Consider the following 24,996-nt stretch of genomic DNA (forward strand, 5'->3'; position numbering starts at 1 on the left):
CCCCCACTTCACTTCAGCAAACTCTCTCGATACAGCTTGGGGCTGTACCCCGTCGTTTTCTTAAACATCCGACTGAAGTGCTCGACATTTAAATAACCGACAGTCTCGGCAATGTCAGTTATTTTAAAGCCTTTCTTCTTCATTAGTCGTTTGGATTCTTCGATGCGCAAATTCGTTAAGTACTGGATAAAGTTACTGCCAACTTCCTTCGTAAACTGCTTGCTTAAATAGCTTTCGCTAACGCCAACCATCTCACTGATTAACGCCAGGTTTACGTCTTCCATGTAATGAAGATCAAGGAATTGTTTGGCTGTAGCGACAACACTGCTATAGTTGACATCCGCTTTAGCCATCCCATGAAGCTGCCCGTGCAATTTGCTGCAGATACGATTCAGCCAGTTCTTCGTTTCTTCCAGTGTTTCCAAACTTTTCAGGTATTCAAAAGGATGCTGAAGCTCTTCCTCCAGCTCATCCCAACTTATGCCTTTGCGATACAATAAGCCACCGAGTTCCCAGAGCAAATTCTCAAGCGCAGCTTGAACATCCTGAGGTTTCCACCCCCACGTTTGCCCGAGCAGCAGCTGCATTTGCTCGAACTCCCTATTCCACAGCTCCGGGTTTTCCTGCTCCAGCAGCTGAGCGATCCCGGCACCGTTTGCTTTCAGCGTCAGCTGCAGCTTGCGAACATGGTCCTGACCCGCATTCGCTCCAAGTCCAGACCCAGATCCAGCTCTTCCCTGATCCATACAGCTTTCGGGATAAAACACTTTGTTCCATCCTGCAAAAAAACTCATCGCTGCCAAGTGCGCTGCCTGCTGATGCAGCCGGTACCAATGCTTCGTTCCGCTAGCCAGCTCACTCACCCCGATAGATATCGACACATTCACATACTGAATAAGCCGGGTTTGCATCATAGCAAAGGCAGATTGCACTTTTTCACGAATCACACTTTCACTTCGATACTGAGCAAGCGTACAAAACAGCACGTATTCCGTTTGGCTTTTACGATAAATAAAATGCCGAATCGACATGGCGCCTAGCACCGTTTGCACCGATTGCGTGATAAACCGCTGCGTTTTCGCATCGTTCAAGCTGCGATCCAGCCTGCTGACCAGCGAACCTTGTGAAATCGTCATGACAGCAACCAACTGATTGGATTCCCCGAGCCACTTGTGAATACCTGTCGCCGCAATGGCTGCAGTATCCTCCTGCTGATTCGGATCGAACGTGATGAGCTGGCGAAGAATCTCACTTTTCGCGTCAATGTCGTCTTGGGCCTCACTAGTTGGCAGTGGATTTAACGGAGGCGCCTGTTTATGAAGCTCACTGATCGCCTTCAAAACGACAGGCACAAGATGCTCCTCATCCATATCCGCCTTGACGATGAAATCGATGGCACCGAGCACAAAAGCTTCCCTTACATAGCTATAATCGCTATAAGCGCTTAGCATGATCGTGACGGGTCTCCGCTTTTCCATAACGGCCGGATAGGCCCTCAGCAGCTCAATTCCGCTGAGCCTCGGCATCTCGATATCAAGGAGCATGAGATCGATATCGTCACGCTGCTTCAGAATCTCAAGCGCTTCCGCTCCATCAGCGGCTTCGACTTCGACCGCAATTCCCATACTTGGCCAATCAATCATATGTTGAAGTGCAAGGCGAACAAGCGGTTCATCGTCAACAATCATCATTTTAAGCAACCGATTCATCCTCCAATGGCCAAGTTGACTGCATCTACCTTATCCTTTAACAGCCCCATCCATGAGACCTTTGAAAATATAACGCTGAAACACGATATAGAAAATGGCACTCGGCAGCAAAACAATGATAATCCCTGCGCAAAGCTGAGATAAATCAGAGCTGCGTGTACTGACAAAAGCCGTCAATGAAGTCGCCAGCGTGGCGAGCTTCGCACTTGGCATGTACAGCTGCTGGACGAAGATATCGTTCATTATTGTAACACTTTTTAGTATAGCTAGAGTAGCCGTTGCTGGCAGCAATAACGGGAAAATAATGGAGCGGAAGATTCGCACGTAAGAGGCTCCATCTAGCATCGCGCTCTCGTCGAGCTGTACCGAAATCTTTTCGAGAAACTGCATGTAAATGTAGATCTGCATAATATCTGTTCCGATATAAATCAGCAGTGGCGCGCCTAGTGTATTATAGACACCAAGAGCATGAATGAGCTGAAACCGGGCAATTTCCGTCGTGTAAGCCGGAATAATCATCGCTGCCATAAACATAATGAGAATCACTTTTTTCATGCGGAACTGAAAGCGATTAAGGACATAGGCCGTCATCGTGCCGAGCAGCATATTTCCGAGCATGCTGCACACTACGAGCAGCACCGAGTTGCCCAGCCCGCGTACCATGTTGCCTTCTTTCAACGCGCTAACATAGTTGTCGATATGCAAAAAACTCCTCGGTAGTGAAAAAGGTGACGTTTCAGCAAGCTCTAAATTCGTCTTAAAGGAGCCAAACACGACCAGCAGAATGGGCACGAAGACGATCGCCGCCATTAATGTAAATAGTACATAGTAAACGATATGGCCTGCTAAGCGCTGTGAGCTCATCGAACGAGTCCGGCTCGGCGCTTCCGGCTTGTAGGTTTGCTTCAATAACTGTGTACGTTCCATGTCAAGCTTCACTCCTGTCTTTCACGATCCAAGCCTGCAGCGCTGAAAAAATAATAATTAATATCAAAAGCATAACTGCCATCGATGAGGCCAAACCGTAATTGTTATACGTAAACGCTGTTTGAAGCGAATATAAACCGAATGTTGAGCTTGCGCTGCCTGGGCCACCGTTAGTCATGACAAGCGGTATGTCATATTGCAGGAGAGCTCCGGATACATTCATGAACAAAATGATTTCCACGACTCGCCGGATGCCCGGCAGTGTAACAAACTGTTGCTGCTGCCAAAAGTTAGCTCCATCAATTTCAGCCGCTTCATATAAATCCTTAGGGATCGATTGCAGCCCAGCAAGAAACAAGACCACATGCACACCGCTGTAACGCCAAAGCGAGACAACCACTAAGGAATAATTGACGACGTTTGTGTCACTCAGCCAGCTTTGAATCCAGGACTCTAGTCCGATTGCCTTCAACAACTCATTCAACGGACCATTAATTGGATTGTAAATGTAGCTAAACATATAGGCGACAGCAATGCCGTTAATAATGTAAGGCATTAGCACGGAAAATCGAAAGAATCCACTTCCACGCAGCACTCTATTTAGTAACACTGCTGTCATCAATTCTAGAGGGATTGCGACTGTGTGTAACAGAAAATAAATGCTGTTATTCTTGATTGCATGCCAAGCTTCTGGGAAATCAAACAGCATCCGGACATAATTGTCAAAGCCAATGTACTTAAAGCTCGGGCTATAGCCATCCCAGCTTGTGAAGCTGTAGCGAAATAGCTGCAGTGTCGGATAAATTAGAAACAACAGCAAGAGAGAAACCGGAACGAATAGAAACGAAAAAATAACGACTTTTTGCTGCATGCGATAATTCATATGATCACTCCTGTATATAAGAGAAGACACTATGCCAGTCGCCTAGGTAGTGCCCTCTCTTCCAAACTTATTTGTTTGATTCAACCGCTTTTTTCCACTTGTTGTTTAAGTCTTTTTCCACTGTTTCAATCGGTTTACCGGAGTATATTTCTTGAGCCGCCTTTTTGAAATCAAATTGGGCTGCGCCGCTTACTTTTGCAAAAGCTTCATCTGTAGCATTGTAAACAAACGGTTTAAACGGATACTTTTCTGTCCATTTATTGAAGAAAGGAATTTCCGAGTTCACGCCATTGATTGTCGAGAACTGTTGGGCATTATTGATATAGCCTTGATAGACGTCTTTGCTGAACATCCACTCGAAGAAGGCTTTCGATTCTTCTACGTTTTTACTGCTCTTGTTAATGCCGATATTCATGTCAGACAGCGTCATAGCCGTTAGCGGTTCGCTCTCGGAGCTTCGGAAAGGAAGCGGGAATACACCCAAGTCTTCGTCCGTTTTTACACGATTCGCATAGTCCCCGTAGTACCACTGACCGGCAGCAATCATTGCCGCTTTCTTCGATTCAAACAATTGCGTGGATTGGTCGAAGGAAATCGAGAGCGCATCCGGTCCTGCTAATTTTTTGCTCGACATTTCTTTAATGACTTTTCCAACTTTATCGAACGTACTGCCGTCTCCAAATGGCTCAGGCGTTTTCGCCAAGGTCGCCAAGTAGTTTTCATCGCCGGACAAAATATGCGGGCCGAATTCCATAAACGGATAGAACGTCCAGTCTTCCTTGCCTCCTATGGCGATCGGCGTGTATTTGCCGTTTGTTTTAATTTTCTCCATCGTTGACATCAACTCAGGCAGCGTCTTCGGCACCTCCAAGTTCAGTTCCTTGAACACACTCGGATGGAAATACACGAATTCAGAGAATGAAACGAGAGGCGCTCCCAGAATCTTTCCATCAATTTTGGCTGGGAATTTATTATTTTTAGCCCCATTTAATTCATCTAGCGTCAGAAGTGACTGCTTGTAAATTTGCATATGCGCTGGCTTCAAATAGAAGAGATCCGGCAAGTCGTTTGCAGCTAGTCGTACTTTTAAGTACTGACCGCCATTGTCGGGTACTTTCTCCACTTCAACCGTTACGTTCGGCTTTAGTTTGGTGTACTCTTTCACTTTCTCCTGCCAAAATGTCAAATCTCCTTTGGCATCCCACATCGCCAACTTCAGCTTAACAGGATTGGCCGGTTTCGGTGTCGGCGCTGCTGCCGCTTGGGATTCTACAGGCTTGGTGGATGCCGCCGGCTGTGTAGCCGTGCCTTTGCCGCAACCTGTTAAGGTGCTGAGCAGCATGATCCCACTAACTAATGCTGTGCCTACTAATTTTCTTGTTCCCATCTTCGATACCCCTCCAATGATTGATTGTATAATCATTTGTTCTACTTCCATCATACCCGTGATGTAAACGCATCCAAATGATCTTTTCGGCTGTAGAGTTGATCTTTTTTGAACCATCAGAATGATTTTTCTTCTTTATCTTTGAAAATGAGGGGGATTTTCATGGTGACTTTCGTTCCTTCCGGTTCATTGGCGGCTAGTGTCAAACCGTAATCCTCCCCGTGATGCAGCTGAATGCGGTGGTGCACATTGGCAAATCCCATCCCCGTAAACGTATGCGGACTGCTTTTCGCTCGGAAATGTGTCAGCTGTTCCTCCGACATCCCCTCGCCATTATCGGCTATCACGATGTATAAACTGCCTTCATGAATATTGGCGGCTATCACGATTCTACCCTGCGATTCCTTACCGGCCATCCCGTGTACGATACTGTTCTCCAGAACCGGCTGAAGCAGCAGCTTGAGCAAATACTTCGACTCCGCCTGCGGATCAATCTGCCACTCTACTTCAAATTTATGGCCATAACGGATTTCCATGATGTACAAATAATGCTTTAAATTTTCGATTTCATCGGAAAAGCGTGTAAGAATGCCTCCCCTGTTAAAAGAAGAAGAGACGAGCCGCATCAAGGCATTGGTCATGTTTCGAATGTTATCCACCTTGCTGATGAGCGCCATCAACTTAATCGCATTCAGCGTATTAATCAGGAAATGCGGGTTAATTTGCGATTGCAAAGCAGCGAACTCCGCCTTCCTTTTCATCTGCTCCTCTTCCTCACGCTGGCGAATCAATAGCTTAATTTGATCCAGCATATGGTTGAACGTGCGGCCAAGTGTAGCCATTTCGGCAATTCCTGATGTGCCGATTTTGGCATTCAGATCCCCCTCCATGACCAGGGACATTTTGCGCACCAACACATGAATAGGTCTCGTCAGACCTTTTACCAAATAGAAGGAGATAAGCAAAAATACCGTAACAACAGCAAGTGTAGCTAACAGGACGATTTTATAAATTCGGTTATAATTGGCGGTAAGCTCACTATACGGAATTTCATGCACGATCTTCCACCCTGTTTGGCCAACGGCTGCATACGTGACGAGCATCTCAGTCTCACTTGCTTTGTCGATAAAATGGCCTTCGCCACCTGATTTTATTTGCTCAAGCCTTGCAAGACTCTCACTCGTTTCGTCCCAGTTGCTGCTGGAAGAAATGACTTGACCCTCTCCGGTCACAATGACAAAAGCGGATTTATCATACGGCTGTTGAAGGAAAATTTGTTCAAATGCCTCTTCGTTCAATGTAAAACAAACCATTTCAACATCGCTTAACGTATGAAAAGCACTCGGTGCAATGGCTGCTGACAATCCGAACGGTACGGTCTGGCCAAACAGCATCATACGCTGCAGGCCCAGGAACTGGACGTTATCCGTTTGCTGCAACGTCTTCCGATACCAATCCATCGCACGAACCTCCTGCTCATCCGTGGACAGATTTTGCTGGAACGAATACACGCCGCCGTCTTTATAAAAAAAATGGATCGCAAGAAGCTGGCTCGACATCGAGTAGGTGTATCGGCTAAGCGCAAGCCCCAGCGCATTGATGTAAGCATAGCGATTGCTTTCATCCGCTTGATGCAGCGCTGTGGCAATCGATAAGATATCCCGATCGACTCCGACTGCTGCCGTCACGTACTCGATCTTGCTGATCTCCTGCTGGGCAGAATAGGTGACCGCATGCAGCGTCTGTAGCGAACGTTCTGTCGTTTGCTGCAGCAGATCGCGCTTGTATACTTGCAGAATCATGGTCGAAATGATCACGATAGGGAACACAACCATTACAACTAACAAGACATGGAGCGTCGCCGAAAACGTCCACGGTTTAGCTAACAACTTCATCCTGGGCACCCCGCCATGTCAAAATACAAAAGATGACTTTCTCACCTTACATTCGGTCATTTTGAGGAAATGTCCTTTTTTTCCTTTTGAATTCGACAAAGATTCTTATATTTCGACATGATTGAGTTACCGATTATATTCGGTTCTGCTTAATGACTAGCTTCTTTTAAAAGCCTCTTTAATACGACCACGGCTTCTGCTCGGCTGGCATGTTCCTGCGGGGCGAAATCTTGGTCTGTTCTTCCGTTCATTAAGCCCGCAGCCACAGCAAGCTGAACGAAGGGCTTGGCCCATTCGCTGACGGCACCCTCATCACCGAATGGAATCGCTCCAGTCGCCTGCATATCCTCCACTTTCGTTCCAATTGCAATCGCTTTCGCTCTGATGAGCATCGCTGTCATTTCCTCGCGCGTAATGTTTTTCTCAGGCGCAAATTCATGCACCGAAATGCCGTCAACCAACCCTGCAGCATAAGCCTTTTTCACCGTAGACTCGTACCAGGAGCCTGAAGCAACATCGTCGAACGGAATTTGACCGGCATCATCTGTCAGATTTAATACTTTGGCAATGAGTGTCGCGAATTGCGCTCTTGTCACACTCGTATCTGGTGCGAAATGATCGTCATCCATGCCTTCCACGATTTGTTTGCTGACCATCTCCATAATGTCGGGTTTGGCCCAGTGCCCGACTAGATCACTGAAAATTTTGGTGAAATCCTGAGATTGGTTTAAAGATAAGGATTGGCTTTTCAAATTGTGATCAACCATTTTCAGGGACGTCCACGTCACATTTGTTGTTCCTACTTTTTTGGCTTTAAACGTGATGGTACCAAGAACGACATCTCCTTTTTCGCCACTGACCTTACCCACCTTTGTGTGTGCTATGGTTACTTCATTGTTTTTCACAATTGGCGAGATGGAGAACCCTTCTATTTTCGTTTCCGCCTTGACTACTTCCAGCTTGCTTGCATCAATGCTGAATTTGGCCTCATACGCATATAAATCGGCAAGCTGCTCCCCCTTCAAGGTGACGGTAAATTCCCCCGTTGATTCCGTATCGGACGTCGACAATGTAAATTGGGACACGTCCTCGGCAAAGACTGCTGGTGCAAAGACTAATGTGCTGCATAGTGTGCATAAGGCGGCACTAAGAATCATGTTATTTTTCATTTTAGTTCATCCTCTCTTATCATTCGACAGTTTTTGCAAACGCTTACAATTATCGGTATAAGAAATTGCTCTCAAGTAAATTATAGCGATTCATGAAAGGCAGGCTCATGATGTTTTTTGTCCTATTCATGATTATTTTTGTACCTATGCCTCTCGAAGGGGGACCTCCCACAAGAATATTGGGGAACTACAGACCGCTATGGTTGCATGCGCAGTGTGTTTCCGATCGTTACACAAAAAAGCCCGCTTCACTTCGTCCACGAGACGAAATGAGCGGGCTTACATCCTACACCCCTACAGGCTGCCCAAGTTTGGCAGACTCATAGGCGGCAAGCGCTACTTGCGCCGCTTTTAAACCATCTTCACCTGTGACCGGTACCTGCTCGCCTTGGCGCAGCGCCTTGACGAAGTCGCGGATCATAAAAGCGTCCATATTGTCTCCCCAGAAGGTGTATTGTCCTTTACCCGCTGCATTGCTGAACAGGTCATTCTTCTGCGCAAACCCGTCCACTGTAATGACTCCCTGAGTGCCGATAATCTCCATCGTCACATCTCCCCATGTCGGGAACGATTTGGGACGCGACCAACTCGTATCCAGAACCGCGAATACGCCGTTGTCGAACTTGATGTGCAGCATGCCAGCATCTTCCACTTCAAGTTCTTCTCTGAAAAGCGTAGCCGCATAAGCGTACACTTCCTTCACTTCCGACTGTAAAAACCAGTTCATCAAGTCCATCACATGCACGGTGTGGTCGAGAACTGCCCCGCCTCCGGACAAGCTCTTGTCGATGAACCATCCGCCAGGATTACCCCCGTGATTCGTCCCTTTAATTGCGACGATGTCACCAATATCGCCACGCTCGATGGCTTCCTTCGCCCGCACCACAGCCGCCAAATAGCGGCAAGGAAAAGCAGTCATAAGCTGCACGCCATTAAGCTTGCAGGCAGCAATCATTTGCTCCATCTCTACCATTGTTGTGCCAAGCGGCTTCTCGCAAAGCACATGTTTTTTCGCATTGGCTGCGTCGATGACAAGCTTGGCGTGATGTACATTCTCCGAGCAAATAATCACGGCATCCACATCCTGTGCAAGCAAGTCACGGTAATCGGCATAATACGCTACTTTGTGGCGCTCCGCGATACCTTCAACCCGGCTTTTCACTTCATCTGCAATCCCAACGATTTTGACATCAGGCAGCTCTAGTAAACTATTAAAATAACTGAATGCATGACCATGCGCGAAGCTAATCATGCCTATTTTCAACGAATCCATGATAGGTCCCTCCCGGAATGTTTGACTCCTTTTATAACAGTACAGCTTTGCCAGTCTGAATCGATTCAAGCGCTGCATTGGCGATTCTTAATGCTTCGCATGCATCATGCGCTGTTACGATTGGATCGCTGCCGTCACGGATGCAAGTCAGAAAATGTTCAAGCTCGATGTAATACGGATCAAAGAAGCTTGGGCTTTGCGGAATTTCAACAGCTTTCCCCCCGCTCTCTGGAGGAGAAACCTTGCGTATTTGTAAGGATTGTGCATTCATACTATCGGTCCGAACAAGTCCCTCGGAGCCTGCAAACTCTGCCGCATAGCGGAAGGATCCCGGATAGCCCCAGAACGCTTCCAGATTAGCCACTGCGCCGCTTTCAAAAACTAGCGTAACGAGGGCATAATCCATCGTACCCTGACATTTGTTCATCGCGTAAACCGACTTGACCTCGCCAAGTGTCCAACGCATGAAATCGATGTCATGCACCATCAAGTCGACGATCACACCTCCGCTTTTGTCTGCGTCCATAAACCAGGGCCTAGCTTCTCCTGGATGACCACCCACACGCCGTGCATTCGCAACACCGACTCTGCCGATTTGACCGGCATCAATCTGCTGCTTCATCTGCGCATATTCAGGGAAAAAGCGCACGACATGTCCAATGAATAAGCGAACCCCATTATCCTCACAGCAAGCGATCATTTCTTTGGCATCTTCCAAATGCAGCGCCACCGGTTTCTCACAGATGACATGTTTCCCTGCTTTTGCAGCTTGAAAAACAACCTCTTTATGTAAGTAGGTAGGAACTGCGATACTGACAACATCAAATTCGACAGCTGAAAGCATCTCCTCAAACGTCGCGAACGCGGTCGTTCCTACTTTTTTTGCAGCCTCCGCCGCATATTCCACATTAATATCACATACGCCAACCAGTTCTACGCCGGGCATCTTCGCATAACTCTTCGCATGCCACTGCCCCATACCGCCACAGCCGACTACTGCAACTTTCATCTCTCACTCGCCCTTTCAAATGTTGTATACTAATTAAAGCAATCATACCGATTCGACAGCCATTCAAAAATGACGTGGTTTGTCTTGTTTATATCCAAATTTGCCGTGATGGACTAGGTGATGTTACATATGGAAACGTTCAAAGAACCCATTCATTATCAGAATGAACACCTGTGCATGAAGGTCTGGCAGTTCACCAATACAAGTCCGAAGAGTCGTCATTCGGGGCAGCAATGGCACTACCATAAAGAGGTTGAACTCATTATCGTGCAAGAAGGAAAACTTGATATTCGTACACCGGACAATCTCTATCACCTCTCGCCGGGAGAAGTCGTCCTGATCGGCTCTTCCCAGCTTCATCACAGCTATAAGCCGGAAGACGAACCTCTTGTCTACATCGTGCTCCACGTGGATCTTCAGCCTTATTTTGATCCTGCGATGATGATGTATTATCGGCATTTCTCAGAAATGGTGCGGCCGCTCGAAGATCTGAACTATATGTTCCTTGAAAATGAGCGCGCCAAACAGGAAATCGGCCGAATCATCGTCGACATTCATGCCGAAATGATGGACAAAACCAAAGGCTATGAAATTGCCATGAGCATGCACATCAAACATTTGCTGTTAACGCTGCTGCGCCATGACCGGCGCGAGCTGCTGCAGCCTTTCGGCTTCGTGGATGCGGCTGTCATGAGGCCTATTCTCGATTACGTAGAAGCCCATTTAGGAGAAAAAATCGAGATGGAAGAAGTTAGCCGAAGTGCTGGAATGAGCTATACGTACTTCTCTAAATTTTTCAAAAAATGCGTTGGTGTCTCGTTCACCGATTATGTGAACCGGCAGCGGATTCGCAAAGCCGAACAGCTGCTCATTACCAAAACCGACATTGTCACCGATATAGCCGTGACTGTGGGGATCGAGAATATGGCCCATTTTTATGAGCTATTTAAACGCTACAATGGCTGCACGCCGAAGGAATATGTCAGAAAACTGCTGCGGGATAGCTGATTTTTATGTAGAACACGAAACAAGATGGTACAATGGAAGTCGATAGCTTTTCATTCGAAATTTCAGGAGGATTAATGATAATGAGAGATACCTTTTTATTCGGAGCATTGGACAAATACCGCAATCGGTTGCTGCAATTGGTGGCAGGATGTCCTGAAGACCTAAGAAATGTCGTGCCAGAGGGGTTTAACAACAGCATTCATTGGCAGATCGGTCACGTTCTTTCGGTGACGAATCGCATCGTATTCACTCTTTCCGAACACCCTTCGTTACTTCCAGCGAACTATTTATCCTTTTTCGGCAATGGGACAAGACCTGCGGATTGGCAAGAAGAATCGCCTGCGTGGGATGTAATCATCGCACAACTGAAGGAACAACCAGCTCAAATTCGCGAGTCCTTGCACGAGAAGCTGGAAGTGCCAGTCAAAGAGAACATGCTGCACGCTGCGAATATTGAACAGCTAATCAACACCAATATCATGCATGAAGCCAATCACTTGGGTGTTATCTCTGCTATGTTGAAAGTATTGAAATAATTAGGAACAAAAAACAGCCGTTCAAAGGTAACTTTGAACAGCTGTTTTTTATTATCTATTCATCCCTATTTTTCAATCGGACCAGTATCCACGACCTCAAAGTCGCTGCCTTTCAGCTTGCTCAGCTTACGTAAGTCATCGTCATCCCATTTCGGATCAGGCGCACCGCTAACATAGAGATCACTGCCGTTATCCGCAACGATCATGCCATATTTCTTCATGGCACGAAGGATAGCTTGATTCGTTGGCGAGTAGCCGGAAATGTCAAAGTCGTCCCGCAACCGCAGTCTTAGCCCCATAGGAGGAAGATTGGCGTCCGTACTGCTCGAAGCATAATGGGTGGCTGGGGCGATGAATCCCTTTTGTGTTTGGCGGACCGTGAACCGCAGGGCATGGTTAATTTCCCCGGCAGATGCTTCGTCATAACGGACAAGACCTGGGAAAATCGGCAAACCGGCTGCATCAGCAGATGTCCAGTACTTTGTCCGCAAGGCGTTCGATTTCAAATCCCATTTGGCGCCGTTCGAAGCTTTCCAACCATCATCTGTCGGGTGTGCATTGTACAATTCATACAGGTATTGATTATCTTTATCAACAACGACGACATGACGGTCGCCGTCACTGTTAGGCCCGCCCTCAATTGGCGCATTCAGGGGAATCGGATAGGGACCAGGATCGCTCTCATCACCATAGTCGGTGAATGTCACATTTACCTTCGGCTGATCCCCGCCTACAACCGTGTATGGAATACCGATTGGGGCGCCTTCCCACATCGTGCCGAAATCAGCATGCAGACTCGTATTCAAGCCAATTGAGGAGATGAACTGCGCCGATTTCTGATGGACAGGGTAGCTAGAAATATCGGTATTCCATGGGTTGTCCTTTGGAAACACTTGCAACGCTGCCGATTCTGGTACTGGATTCTGAACGGGCTTGTCCCCAACATAGATAGAGCTTGTTGCATCATCCCAGCCTACCGGTTTCCCTAGTGATTCAGACAGAAATCTTAGCGGTACATAGGTTGTATCTTTGTAAATAAATCCCTGTAAGTCCTTCGGAGGCTGCTTGCTCTCACCATCGAAATAATACTGTAATTTGCGAAAATAAACGTCTATTCCGACCGCATCAGTCGCCGCGTAAGTAAGCCCTGAGAAGAATAGGGCGCCACAAACGAAGCCGACTGTTCCCGCTTTCCATTTACTCAATCTATGGTCACTCTCCCATTTACCTATTGATATTATGGATTCTTTCGCCTAACATTAAAGTATTCGAAAGCTATCCCTCTATTTATGTCGTTTCCACCCGGAAAATGGTCCCATCATCTCGGTAATAGTAGCAAATTTCATCCATTATCGTGCTTAAGCGGACAGATTTATTAGTAAACTTTTCAATAATTCCGCGGTCTACTTCACAGTAAACACCATCAGCATCTGTCTGCAGCACGGAAACCGTCGATTGAGATAAAGCTGCGATAAAAAGATCCGCATCAGACTCCAACATCTTTTGCATGGGGACAGCCTCACCTTCGGATAGGTCAATAGCGACCAGCTTTTTACAAAATATTACTTGAGTATATGTAGGATCTTATGATGTATTAACCTTTTATTCGTAATCGCTTTTATTTCGAAGGGGGATGGTGCCATTGATACGGATTGACAAGTATGAGAGCCTGACCGCATTTAAAAAAGACGTGATCTCTTTCTTAGAACAAGATGAAGCCGCCAACAATTTATTATTGGGAGTTCTGCAATCTTTGAGTGAGCAAGACCTAACTCCCCTTTTGATGGCTGCTGTACGGAAAAATAACGACATCACATTGGTCTTGTTTCAAACACATCCGAAACAAATTATTTTATCAAAACCCGATGCTCTTTCCTCACAGGATATACACGATCTTGGAGGGAAGCTAGCGCATACCGTTCAAACCATCCCAGGTTTTATTGGCGAAAAGAAAGTAACCATCGAACTTGCCATGTATATATCACAAGCAAAGGGGACACCTTCCAGGATCCTTATGGAACAAACCATTTACAAGCTAGAGAAGGTTAAACATACACGGCATACGAATGGACAACTTCGGCAAGTGATAGATAGCGACCATCCGCTAATAAAAGAGTGGGTCTATCAATTCTGCCTGGAAACGAAACAACCCCTTAGTTTAGAAGAAGCGTCTAACAAGGCCACCTTTCTGATTAATAAAGGAAATTTAGTTGCATGGGAAATGAATGGAGCATTGGTTTCCATGGCCTATGCCACTCGTCCTACTCAACACAATATTACCATCACCTATGTCTACACACCTAGCAATCAAAGAAAAAAAGGATACGCCTTAGATTGTGTGGCTGCGTTTACGCAACTGTTGCTGGATCGTGGCTATCAAACAGCAAGCTTATACGCAGATCAAAGCAACCCAACATCAAATTATGTTTATAAACAAATTGGATACGAAGAGATTATGGATTCCATCGTCATCCAATTCCAATGACGCCATAAGTTGCGAAGTCAATCTATCAAATAAGAGGCTATCTCCTAAGTCATTTCTGACCTCGAGACAGCCTCTTCGCTTCTTATTTATGATGGCCCTTCGGTTTTTTGCCGCTCCATCTTTCATCAACCTGCTCACTGGCCGATTGATATCTCGCATCCACACTAATCCGATACTGGTTCGTCGTATTTTCAAGCGAACAGTGCATCAAGAACATACCGAATATCAACACATCCCCAGCCTGAAATTCGGTTGTTGCCCACTTACCGCCAAACTTCTCCGTGATGACTAGCGGATCATCGGTATAGTGTCCGATTCCATCGCGGTCTGAATCTTTGGAGCCGTAGGATTGCTTCAATTTCTCGAAACGGTGTGAACCTAAGCAAATAGCCAGTCCACCCATTTCGTACGATACGTCTCCAAGGGGCGACCATACGGTGTAGACGTTCTGAGTTCCTCTGCCCATATACACAATATCGTAGTGTGCTCCAGTGAAATCCCCCTTACCTACGGCTCGTAGCCATTTGTAATGATACGTTAGCGACTGTTCCCCAATGAATTCATCGAAAAAGCGCATGATATGTTCGCCATTCAAGACATTCAACAGAGCGGGCAGATCTTCATTCGTTCCCCCCATAAAAATGGTTTTGCTGCCGTCAGCCATAACGCCGTCTTCTAGCTGCGTGTCGCGATCCAGCTTGCCCATTTGAGCCATTTTTTCCAAAATACTCGTCCGAGCTTCCAGCACCTTATCTCTATCATGAAATCCACGGATTAATAAATAGCCATCTTCCTCCATTCGTTCACGCAGTGCCTGCTTATCATACAAAATATCATTGGAGCTTCGAAGCTCCGTTAATTGCTCGCCATCCATCTCTAATTCGCGATTTCCTACCTTCACCATCATTACACATACACTCCTCTACTTGTGGTTTCTGATTTAAGTGTAGAGGATTCACCTGTTTCCATCCATGGATTGAAAGTTTAATTCCATGTATAATTGTACATATATATCAGTAAATTCAGCTATTATTCCCCATTTAAATGTACATCAGAACGATTTCCAAGGAGACGTTGTTTCATGTCCTTCATGAATATCCCTTACGGTGTAGGAAATACGCCTATCCCTCTCGCATCCTTTATTTCGATTTGGAAAGTCCAAGCCAATGATACCTACACGAATATCAAAGGGAATGGGTTTGAAGTTCCCGGCCTATTTATTACCTATGAAGGCAAAGGGCTGCTTTCTCAAGGGGATCAGCACTATGACTTGCATGCAGGCACTTATTTTATCGTTCCGGATGGGAAACCTACCTCTTACAGATGTCAGGGCAATGACTGGAAGTTTTATTTTCTTGATTTCAGCTCTCTGGATGCCATGCAATCTCTGCTGCTGCCCGTAAACGAAGTGGTTTCGACAGGGAAAATAGCTGAAGCTATTCAACTGTGTGAACGAATCATCGATCTATTGATTGCTGAGCCTTTTGGATATGCTCATTCAGCCAATATCCTCCTGCAGGAAGTCATGCTACTCTTCGCTAGAGAGCACTCTGCAGCCCCTGCCACCCGCCATACAGAGCTCAATAAAATTATGATTTATATCCATCGAAATTTGGACAAAGTGATTCGGGTTGATGAGCTTGTTACCCAAAGCGGCATGTCTCGGACTACTTTTTTCTCTCGCTTTCGTTCTATAACAGGCCTATCTCCCAGCGAGTATATGTTGAATTTAAAGCTCGAATCAGCCAAAATATCGCTGGAGACAACGAGCTTATCCATCAAAGAAATTGCCGCCCATTTGCAATTTTATGATGAATTCCACTTTTCCAAGTTGTTTAAAAGGAAGTTCGGTTTGTCGCCTAGTGCTTTTCGCCGTCTAACCTGACAAAGGCTGCCAAATCGCTTATTTCAAACGATGACAGTTCCACCATCTTCCCCCTCCCCCTATAAGAGGTAGGTGACATACCAAAGTATTTGGTAAACGAGCGGGTAAATGAATAAAGCTCCGGTTATCCGAGAGATAAAGCAATTTCTGTCACGGATAAAGCTGTCTCCCTCAGTAGGAGGTATCATTCTCATACGAAGCTGCCTGAAAGCGAGCGCAAGCAATTAGTTGCAACCTACTACGGCATGATTAGCTGTATGGATAAATACATTGGCCGTATCTTAGACCGGCTGGATGAGCTTGGCCTTGCCGACAATACCATCGTGGTGTTTACCACCGATCATGGTCACTTCTTTGGACAGCATGGCCTGCAGTATAAAGGCGGCTTTCATTATGAGGATCTTATCAAGCTCCCATTTATCGTTCGATATCCTGGACATGTGCCTGCGTATCAAACATCTCCTGCCATCCAATCGCTCGTCGATTTAGCTCCCACCTTCCTATCCATGGCGGAAATTCCAATTCCTCCCCATATGACAGGGGTTGATCAAAGCCGAGTGTGGACTGGAAAGGCCAGCATGGCTCGCGATTACGCCATCTGTGAATTCCGCCATGAGCCAACGACCATTCATCAGAAAACGTATGTCGGCGAGCGATACAAAATCACGGTGTATTATAAACTTGCTTTGTTACTTCTACATTCGCTTCTTTAACTACCGATCTAACTCTACTCCTACCTCAGCTTCTCTTGATACTGCTCTGTTACTTCTACTTCGCTTTTAACTAGCATCCTTGCCCTTCATTGGATAAAATCCAATGAAGGTGCCCTTTTTAGTTATATATCCTACTCTCATTGGATGAAATCCAATGAACCCCCTAAAAAGCAACCCATTTAGCGCCAATTTCGATCATCACATTGCATTTCGTCCAATGAAATTGATATCCTAGCCGTCATATCGGCCATCCCATTGGATTTCATCCAATGAAAGCGTCTTTTAGACTTCGCTAAGCTAAACCTAACCAGTGTTCCTCATCCAGAGAAACATAAATATGGGTAAGCTTTGCTTACCCCAAAAACATATAAATTCTGGCGTGTTAAATAAAGCTGCCAATCGCTCGTATCAAGCGATGGCAGCCAGTCGTTTCATCTTAATTTTCGTTCCACAATCGTCTCAAGTTGTTCATGCCGAGCCTTGACCCCAACTCGCAATCTTCCATTCCCTCGAATTCCACCGTGACATAGCCATCATAACCTGAGCTTTTGATCAGCTTGACGACTTCCCGGATTTCAATATCTCCTTGGCCAACGATTGCGCCTCTTAAATAGTTCCCATTGGACGTCCGGAACCAATTGCCTTCTCCCGGGTCTTGGAAATACGGTCTGAAGTAAAAATCCTTAAAGTGAATTAAGGAAGCATACGGCAAATTCTTGCGCACACCGACCAACGGGGCTTCATCTACACACATAAAATTGCCTACATCCAATGTTGTTTTGAAATTAGGTCGATTTACTTCGAGCAGCACTCGCTGTACACGGTCGCTTGCTTGCACGGAAAAGCCGTGATTTTCGATCGTCGTCGTAATGCAATATTCTGCCGCATAGTCAGCAATGATCTGGCTGCCGCGAACAATCAGCGGTAAGCTATCTTCAAAGTATTGGATGGTCATTTTCTCAGGAGGCAAAGTGAAAGCGGTGACATCATGTCGCATATGCTTAATACCCAATCGATGTACAAGATCAACGTGCTGCTTGACGCGATCCATTTCCGCTGCGAATTCCGACTCCGTTTCCTGTACGAAATTAGCGGGAATGGAATAGTTGGAAAGGTCGATGCCGACCGCCTTCGCCTTATCCCTAAGCTGATCTGCGAGTTCCAGATTATCCACCAGCGTGTAGCCGTAAGGAACAAGCTCCAGATGCTCGCCGCCGTTCTCTTTCACCCAGTCAACAGCATCCAAAATTGTCATTTTCCCTGATTTCAATGCCTGCAGTAAACTATACGAACTTAGTCCGACTTTCATCTTCTTACCTCCCGTATTCGTTTCCATTACCAACATGATGAAAACTTAGTTCTAGAAGATTCGCATCCTGATCACTCTCCGTAATCTCAACAATGACGCCACGGACTTTTATGGCTGGGACTCGAATAATGGCTTTGTGACCAATATGTTGTCCCTCATAAATGGTGACAGGTCGTCTCGATTTTTGAGTGATGATACTAATCCTAAAACTTCTTACCTGTTCGCCGTCAGTCAAATCTTCTGCAAGGACAACAAGATCAAGCATGTGCGCTTGCTCTGTCTCGTAAACCCATGTATGGCCCCGTTTATCGCATTGCGCCAGTGTTGCGAATGGACTTCCTACCTGTCTGCGAATTTCCGAACCGAAATCAAGCAGTCTATCCACGTCCTTCTCAGGAAGCAGGCCACTTCGATCCGGCCCGATATTGAGAAGTAAATTTGCGCCCCTGCCAACCGAGTGCAAATAAATGCCCATTAGTTCTTCCACACTTTTCAGGGTATGTTCGTCGCTGTCACTATAAAACCAGTTCCCCCGCATCTGGACATCGCACTCCGCAGGCAGCCACAATCGATCGCCTAACTGCTCTTTTTTCTCCGTCAAGATGGAAAACTCCGTAGCGTCAACGACATTGAAGCAGGGCACAGGCGCAATGCCGTCCTCGTTTCCTACCCACCGAAAATCGGGATCACCCATGTTAAAAATTAAAATTTGAGGCTGCATCCGGCGAATTTCACCAATAATGCGATTCCAATCATACGAATGCCCTTCAGAGCCGCAACCATCAAACCAAAGGATGTCAATTTCACCATAGTCGCTGAGCAGTTCGGTTATTTGATTGACGAAATAATCATCATAGGCTTTCGAATCCTGGGTGTAGAAATCCGCTGAACCGTCATATGGTGAATAATACAGCCCCGGCTTCACATCATATTTGCGGCATGCATCAACAAATTCGCGAATGACATCCCCTTTCCCTTCCTTCCACGGGGAGGCTGCTACACTAAATTGACTGTAACGGGAAGGCCAGTTGGAAAACCCATCATGATGCTTCGCCGTTAGAACTGCGTAGTTCATTCCAGCCTCTTTGGCCGTTCGAATCCACTGCTCACAATCCAAACGAACGGGGTTGAAAGCAGCTGGATCCATCCGCCTTTCATCGAAATCAACGTAACCTTCGTAGAACGTGCGCAGCCCAAAATGAAGAAACAATCCAAACTCCCAATTTTGATAAGCTAATTGTCTGGCTGTTGGGGTTAACTTCTGTACCGTATTCATATCATCCGCCCTTTCTCATTCCATTGGTATAATTGGTCATAGTCATCTACCTTAAAACTGTATAACTGCTTGGCCGTTTTGCCAGAAGAGGACGCAAGTTCTCGCGGATGCTCGAATCGAAATACGTGTTGAAGGATCTCTTCAACAACCGCTTCCTGTCCATTCCTTTTCAGCAGCTGCATGTATTCGTAATCACGAATGCCGCGCTGCAGCCATTTGTAACGCAGTGAAAGCAGCGGTTTGCCGCTTTTCCCCGGATACACGAAATTCGTATCGCCTGCCTTCCAGATCAGCGGACGATAGGATAGCTGCTCCAGCGGTTTGTCTGGCCACACGGTATAATTCCAGCGCAGAAAGCCGTCTAATTTCAGCTTTTCCACGAGCCAAGGGATGACTCGCGACTCGATCGAAGGCGAACTAAGGAACGTGTTCGGTTTCTCCGGCGAGCAGCAGACATAGTACGCGAATGTCCCCTTCGCGTCCTTTCTAAGCTGCGCAAGCTGTTCAACTTCCTCGGCCGCGCAGTCAAGAACTGGCACATAATCAACAATTCCTTCGATGTTTTTACGAATAAATGCTGTATGATTGATGGCCGCTTTATACCTCAGCGAGGGCGCCATATCGCGTAAGCAGACTAAGCTTTCCTCAAATAAGTCGATATCCTCAGGTTCATCAGCAACAACACGAACACGGTCGATCCACCCTCTTGTGATAAAGTGCTGCTCTAATGCCACGACATAATCTTTGAGATCCTTTTTATCCCGAATAAAGGCATAACAGCCCGTTGCTTCATCCAAAAAGCGAACGCGGATGGCATCTGGGTAATCCGCCACAACCCCGCCGTAACCCTCATCATCGTGCTTCCAAATGTTGATTAAACCGAACACTTCCAATTCTGCGGAAATGCCATGCTTTGTCCCTAGCTCAACATATCGATCCAAGTGGGCAAAATCATAGTCAAAACGCCCCTCTTTCCTCCTTACAATCGGAATGATACTGTATTCATTCAAATCGGATGGCTCGGCATCGATAAAAGATCGTTGACCGCTCCACGGTTCCTCGGAAACAACGAGCGTCAATGCCTTTTGCCCGAGCTGAGCCAAGCTATGAAGGTATGAGTCCAGGTGTTGGAAGTGGTCATCCGACCAATAGGAGACATCATATTTTCTGGCTATATTGCAGTTATGCTGCCATAAGTCCAAATAAAAAGAATAGTCTTGAGGCCTCGGCAGCGCTTCTTCACGGATCGTCAGGCGAAACGTCAATTCGCTCTCCATAACCTCATCTTCGAACATCTTATGTGTGTAGAACTTTACCTTTCCTTCATATTGACCAGCAGCAGCCAATTCATCGGCATGAAGCTCCACCCAGATCGGCTGAATTTGGCGCTTCCGAACTAATTGACAGGTTTCATCCAGCAGGATATCAGCTATCATGGCGCGATTATCGCCCTCAATCAACCCGATAAGCTGAAAGTCAACTTGATAAGGAGCATCCGTCTCACCCTCGATGCGGACAATTGGAATCGGTCCACTTTTCCCTAACAGCGCATCCCGACTATGTGTAACAAGCAAATCTTCTTGATCGGAACTGATCAATACCTGAAAGGCAGCACTGTCATTTTTGCAGCAAGCAAGCTCTAAGTGCTTCACCTGCGTATCTTCACGCCCCTGCTTCCACCAATTGGCTGACCATACATACTTGTAGAACATGTTTTGCAAACCGAAGTTCATTTCATCCGTCACCTCCTAGCTTTCCAGATTACTTTTTGGCAACGGCCTTCTGATAAATTTCCACATATTTACCAATCTGCAGGCCATCAAAGCCTTTTACATAGCTATCCCATTCCTTCTCGATGTCTTTGCTGCCCGTAATGAACTGTGCCATGTTGGACTTGATGTAATCGCGTATAGTTGTTTTCAATTGCGCTGCAACCTCCGCATCTTCCAGTGCGATGAATACGCTGGGTGGATACATAACTTTCGACTGGAAGGGTTCATATTTCGCTGATTCACGCTTCAAACGTACTTCATACGCCCCTTCTGCAAGCGGATCTTGCAGAGCTGCCCATGAATCGCGATATTGGAACGTACGGAGCGACGGCCCGATTTGTTCCCAACCATCATTGTGCGTAGGTTTGTTGTCAACCTTAGGAATAACTGCATACTTCGCCGGCTTGCCGTTCATATCAAGCTCGCCGTCCTTCGCTTTGCGCCATCCAACGTTTTCCGTGCCGCGTTCTTCGAGTACAATCGCTTCTTCTGTGTACAAATAGTCTGCCAAGCGGATCGCTGCAATCTGCTGCTCTTTGGTTGCTTTATTGGTAATCGCCATTTGCGAGCTGCCCACTCCCGCAAAATATCCGGCTTGCTGCACACCGTTAGGTCCTTTGAGCGGAGGTACGGTAACATAATCTTTGTGACGCGGATGCTTCTCGTCCGGCGAGTGCGCGTAACTGATCAATGCGGTCGTTATGCCGCCCATCGCATTTGCGTCCTGGCGGTTACCCAACTGCTGAATCGCATCGGAATTTTGTGTAAAAGATGCGGGATCGATCAGTCCTTCCTTGTACAACTTGTTCAGGTACAACAAACCTTGCTTCCATTCCAGTTTATTAGCAGTCAAATCTACCTTGCCGTCCTTTAACTGGAGGAACGTACCGCTGTCTTTATCGATCTGATCGTCGATGATGAAAGCGTTCATCAAGAAAGAGGCGATATTGCCTGCCCACATGTCATCCGAACCCGTCAGTGGTATTTCATCTTTTTTCCCATTGCCATTCGGATCTTTTTCCTTAAATGCCTTCAATACTTCATAAAACTCATCTGTCGTCGTTGGCATTTTCAGTCCAAGCTTATCCAGCCAAGCCTGATTAATCCACAGCTTTTGAGCATAATTACAATGGTAGCACTCGTTCACTTGCGGAAGGGCATAGATATTGCCGTCCGGCGATGTGATTGAACTTTTCAAGTAAGGCAGATCAGCCATGGCTTTCTTGAAGTTAGGCGCATATTTATCTATCAAATCGTTCAGCGGAATAAACACGCCTTGTTTACCGTACTTCATCTGCTCATCTTTGGTTAAAGCGCCTTGCAAAATCACTTCGGGGTAGTCGCCGCTCGCGAGCATCAGCTGTTTACGGTCATTCAGCGCTTTGTCAGGTACGAGATCCCATTTAATTTGAAGGTTTGTCTTGTCCTGAAGATATTTGGTAAACGAGTTGGTCTCCATATTTTCGATACTGGCCAGCTGCGGCGCGAACATTCGGATCGTCATCGGCTTCTTCACAATCGGATATTGTCCAACTGGTGTGAACTCTTCGCTTGCGGCTGGCGCGCTGCCTGAAGGGGAATTTTCCGCAGATGTACCGGAATCCGTGCTGCAAGCGCTCAAGATGAGCGAGAAACAAAGTGCTGCTCCTACGGCGCCAGTGTATGATTTTATCCATTTTCTCATAGTGACAACTCCTCCCATTTTAACAAACAATGTAAATTCAACCTTTTAATGAGCCAATCATGACACCTTTAACAAAATGCTTCTGCACAAACGGATAAATAATGAGGACTGGCGCGCTTGCCACAACAATGAGCGAATATTTAAGCAGGTCCTTCAGACCTTGCTGGGCCAACATCTGGTCGACTTTGGACACCATGGTCGGATCTATCGTATTGAGAATAAGAATGTTGCGCAGAACGATCTGCAGCGGGAACAAATTCGGTGATTTCAGGAAAATTAAAGCATCGAAGTAAGCGTTCCAATGGCCGACAGCATACATCAGTGTCAGCACCGCCAGAATCGGCTTGGAGAGCGGAAGTACGATACTCGTAATGAATCGGATGTCGCTGCACCCGTCGAGTTCCGCCGCTTCTGCAATTTCATCAGGTATTGAGGTTTGAAAGAAGGTGCGGGCAATAATTACTTGAAATACCGCCATAGCTCCCGGCAAAATCATCGCCCAGCGCGTGTCGAGTAGATGTAGGTTTTTGACCACGAGATAGAACGGGATAAGTCCACCCTCGAACATCATCGTGATCACAAGCAGCACCATGATGACATTGCGGCCGTAGAACGTTTTTTTGGCGATGGGATAGGCCAGCATGACGGTTAATGCAACGTTGACGATGGTGCCGACTACTGCGTAAAAAAACGAATTCATGTAACCGGTTACGATTTGCGGATTGCGGAACACCGCCTTGTAGCCCTCCAGCGTAACATCAACGGGAAGCAGCCACACTTTGCCGGAGACGACGGCTTGCGGTGAGCTAAACGATGAGCTGATGATGAAAATAAGCGGAAACAGGACGACAATTAACACCGCGATCAGAAAGATATAAATACCGAGCAGAAACAATCGGTCGCCCTGCGATTCGCGAATTCTTGACGTTTTTATCATAGAGGATCCTCCTTATTACGGACTACAGCGCCAGCGGTTACCATAAACTCGAACTGGACAACTTTTTGGCTATGTAATTGACCCCAACAAGTAGAATCAGATTGACAATCGAGTTGAAGAAACCAATCGCTGCCGAGAAGCTGAAGCTGGAACTGAGCAGCCCCACTTTGTACACATAGGTCGAAATAACTTCTGACGTGCTGACGTTGAGCGGATTTTGCATCAAATATATTTTTTCGAAGCCAAGTTTCATGATGTTGCCTAAATTCAGAATAAGCAGGATGACGGAAACCGGAATCAAGCTCGGAATATCAATGTTTAAAATTTTCTGCATGCGGGACGCGCCGTCCACTTTGGCCGATTCATAAAGTTCAGGGTTAACTCCTGACAAAGCCGCAATGTAGATGATGGCACCGTAACCCGTATGCTGCCAAACATCCGACCAAACGTAGATCGATTTGAACAAGCTGGGAATTCCCATGAAGTTGGTATTATCCACACCAAGCGTGTGTAGAAACTTGCTGATAATTCCAACGTTTGGCGACAAGGTGACAATGAGGATAGACACCATGATCACCGTCGAAATAAAGTAAGGCGCGTATGTAATCATTTGCACGCTGCTTTTGAAAAAGCCGTTACGAATCTCATTCAAAGCAAGCGCCAATAGGATCGGAGCTGGAAAGCCCACAAGCAAACCGTACATACTGATGCCCAGCGTGTTCTTCAAATAAAGCCAGAAATTCGGTGATTCGAAAAACTGTTCGAAGTATTTCAGACCCACCCATGGGCTGCCCCATATGCCTTTGATGACGTTGTAGTCTTTGAAAGCGATAACAACACCAGCCATAGGAATGTACTTGAATATGACCAAATACAGCAGCGGTAAACAGACAACTAGATATAACTGCCAATGACGCTTCATCTTTTTCATAGACGTTCCTAATTCCTTCTGCATGCTTAACATAGGCTCCTTCTCCTTTCTCCTTTCGTCTGGATAGCTTTGCGCTTTCACACCTTCATCGTAAAGGCGAACGCAGACTGCTGCAAGAAACAAGAATCGTACGCTTAACCGTTTTCGCATCTACTGAAAAAGCGCGTAGCCCCGGAGTTTCTCCGGAGCTGCTGCTTGATTATCTGGT

The 24,996-nt window shown here is 46.4% G+C and carries 21 protein-coding genes and 1 pseudogene; 5 read left to right on the plus strand and 17 right to left on the minus strand.

Annotation, left to right across the window (positions count from 1 at the left end):
* Positions 1-8: 8 nt before the first annotated feature.
* The 8 genes from AC58VC_RS04105 to AC58VC_RS04140 form a co-directional block, all read right to left on the minus strand.
* Positions 9-1,709 (minus strand): response regulator transcription factor, encoded by a 1,701-nt coding sequence (locus tag AC58VC_RS04105; RefSeq protein WP_497367541.1) that lies wholly within the window; start codon positions 1,707-1,709, stop codon positions 9-11.
* Positions 1,710-1,739: 30 nt separating this feature from the next.
* Positions 1,740-2,636 carry a carbohydrate ABC transporter permease gene (locus AC58VC_RS04110; RefSeq protein WP_497367542.1) on the minus strand — a complete coding sequence of 299 codons (897 nt, stop codon included), beginning with the start codon at positions 2,634-2,636 and terminating at the stop codon, positions 1,740-1,742.
* A 1-nt stretch (position 2,637) separates the two neighbouring features.
* The gene (locus tag AC58VC_RS04115; protein WP_497367543.1) at positions 2,638-3,519 is read right to left on the minus strand and encodes a carbohydrate ABC transporter permease; all 882 of its coding nucleotides are present in this window, start codon (positions 3,517-3,519) and stop codon (positions 2,638-2,640) included.
* Between the two features lie 67 nt (positions 3,520-3,586).
* Positions 3,587-4,906, minus strand: coding sequence for an ABC transporter substrate-binding protein (locus tag AC58VC_RS04120; RefSeq protein WP_497367544.1), 1,320 nt, complete (start codon positions 4,904-4,906; stop codon positions 3,587-3,589).
* A 116-nt stretch (positions 4,907-5,022) separates the two neighbouring features.
* Positions 5,023-6,801, minus strand: coding sequence for a sensor histidine kinase (locus tag AC58VC_RS04125; protein WP_497367545.1), 1,779 nt, complete (start codon positions 6,799-6,801; stop codon positions 5,023-5,025).
* A 149-nt stretch (positions 6,802-6,950) separates the two neighbouring features.
* A complete protein-coding gene (locus tag AC58VC_RS04130) occupies positions 6,951-7,970 on the minus strand; it encodes an S-layer homology domain-containing protein (RefSeq protein ID WP_497367546.1) in 1,020 nt (339 codons plus the stop codon).
* A 286-nt stretch (positions 7,971-8,256) separates the two neighbouring features.
* The gene (locus AC58VC_RS04135) at positions 8,257-9,243 is read right to left on the minus strand and encodes a Gfo/Idh/MocA family protein (protein ID WP_497367547.1); all 987 of its coding nucleotides are present in this window, start codon (positions 9,241-9,243) and stop codon (positions 8,257-8,259) included.
* A gap of 31 nt (positions 9,244-9,274) precedes the next feature.
* Positions 9,275-10,252 (minus strand): Gfo/Idh/MocA family protein, encoded by a 978-nt coding sequence (locus AC58VC_RS04140; RefSeq protein ID WP_497367548.1) that lies wholly within the window; start codon positions 10,250-10,252, stop codon positions 9,275-9,277.
* A 129-nt stretch (positions 10,253-10,381) separates the two neighbouring features.
* Between AC58VC_RS04140 and AC58VC_RS04145 the strand changes: the two genes are divergently transcribed.
* Both AC58VC_RS04145 and AC58VC_RS04150 read left to right on the plus strand, forming a co-directional pair.
* Entirely contained in the window at positions 10,382-11,260 is an 879-nt protein-coding gene (locus AC58VC_RS04145; protein ID WP_497367549.1) for a helix-turn-helix domain-containing protein, read from the plus strand.
* A gap of 80 nt (positions 11,261-11,340) precedes the next feature.
* Complete coding sequence (locus AC58VC_RS04150) at positions 11,341-11,796, plus strand: DinB family protein (protein WP_497367550.1); 456 nt, start codon at positions 11,341-11,343, stop codon at positions 11,794-11,796.
* Positions 11,797-11,861: 65 nt separating this feature from the next.
* Here AC58VC_RS04150 and AC58VC_RS04155 read toward each other — a convergent pair whose 3' ends face one another.
* Together AC58VC_RS04155 and AC58VC_RS04160 are read right to left on the minus strand one after the other, a co-directional pair.
* Positions 11,862-13,001, minus strand: a complete 1,140-nt coding sequence (locus AC58VC_RS04155; protein ID WP_497367551.1) for a stalk domain-containing protein — start codon at positions 12,999-13,001, stop codon at positions 11,862-11,864.
* An 82-nt stretch (positions 13,002-13,083) separates the two neighbouring features.
* Complete coding sequence (locus AC58VC_RS04160; protein ID WP_497367552.1) at positions 13,084-13,305, minus strand: hypothetical protein; 222 nt, start codon at positions 13,303-13,305, stop codon at positions 13,084-13,086.
* A 133-nt stretch (positions 13,306-13,438) separates the two neighbouring features.
* Between AC58VC_RS04160 and AC58VC_RS04165 the strand changes: the two genes are divergently transcribed.
* Positions 13,439-14,281, plus strand: coding sequence for a GNAT family N-acetyltransferase (locus AC58VC_RS04165; protein ID WP_497367553.1), 843 nt, complete (start codon positions 13,439-13,441; stop codon positions 14,279-14,281).
* Between the two features lie 82 nt (positions 14,282-14,363).
* Here the strand turns inward: AC58VC_RS04165 and AC58VC_RS04170 are convergent, their stop codons facing one another.
* The gene (locus AC58VC_RS04170; protein ID WP_497367554.1) at positions 14,364-15,188 is read right to left on the minus strand and encodes a phytanoyl-CoA dioxygenase family protein; all 825 of its coding nucleotides are present in this window, start codon (positions 15,186-15,188) and stop codon (positions 14,364-14,366) included.
* A gap of 174 nt (positions 15,189-15,362) precedes the next feature.
* Here AC58VC_RS04170 and AC58VC_RS04175 point away from each other — a divergent pair, with 174 nt between their 5' ends.
* Both AC58VC_RS04175 and AC58VC_RS04180 read left to right on the plus strand, forming a co-directional pair.
* Positions 15,363-16,166: an AraC family transcriptional regulator gene (locus AC58VC_RS04175; protein ID WP_497367555.1), complete on the plus strand. Its 804-nt coding sequence runs from the start codon at positions 15,363-15,365 to the stop codon at positions 16,164-16,166.
* 143 nt (positions 16,167-16,309) lie between these two features.
* Positions 16,310-16,843, plus strand: a pseudogene (locus AC58VC_RS04180) (sulfatase family protein); the annotation flags it as partial.
* A gap of 472 nt (positions 16,844-17,315) precedes the next feature.
* Here the strand turns inward: AC58VC_RS04180 and AC58VC_RS04185 are convergent.
* From AC58VC_RS04185 to AC58VC_RS04210, 6 genes are read right to left on the minus strand one after another with little or no spacing between them, the layout of a single operon-like run.
* Complete coding sequence (locus tag AC58VC_RS04185; protein ID WP_497367556.1) at positions 17,316-18,188, minus strand: sugar phosphate isomerase/epimerase family protein; 873 nt, start codon at positions 18,186-18,188, stop codon at positions 17,316-17,318.
* Positions 18,189-18,192: 4 nt separating this feature from the next.
* On the minus strand, positions 18,193-19,464 hold the full coding sequence (locus AC58VC_RS04190) for an alpha-L-fucosidase (protein ID WP_497367557.1): 1,272 nt from the start codon (positions 19,462-19,464) through the stop codon (positions 18,193-18,195).
* Entirely contained in the window at positions 19,461-21,197 is a 1,737-nt protein-coding gene (locus AC58VC_RS04195; RefSeq protein ID WP_497367558.1) for a DUF4091 domain-containing protein, read from the minus strand. The genes AC58VC_RS04190 and AC58VC_RS04195 overlap by 4 nt, the downstream gene beginning before the upstream one ends.
* Before the next feature lie 28 nt (positions 21,198-21,225).
* Complete coding sequence (locus tag AC58VC_RS04200; protein WP_497367559.1) at positions 21,226-22,920, minus strand: ABC transporter substrate-binding protein; 1,695 nt, start codon at positions 22,918-22,920, stop codon at positions 21,226-21,228.
* Between the two features lie 37 nt (positions 22,921-22,957).
* Positions 22,958-23,857 (minus strand): carbohydrate ABC transporter permease, encoded by a 900-nt coding sequence (locus tag AC58VC_RS04205; RefSeq protein WP_497367560.1) that lies wholly within the window; start codon positions 23,855-23,857, stop codon positions 22,958-22,960.
* 37 nt (positions 23,858-23,894) lie between these two features.
* Positions 23,895-24,821: an ABC transporter permease gene (locus tag AC58VC_RS04210; protein ID WP_497367904.1), complete on the minus strand. Its 927-nt coding sequence runs from the start codon at positions 24,819-24,821 to the stop codon at positions 23,895-23,897.
* Positions 24,822-24,996: the final 175 nt, after the last annotated feature.

The sequence above is a fragment of the Paenibacillus sp. J22R67 genome, from assembly GCF_059692175.1.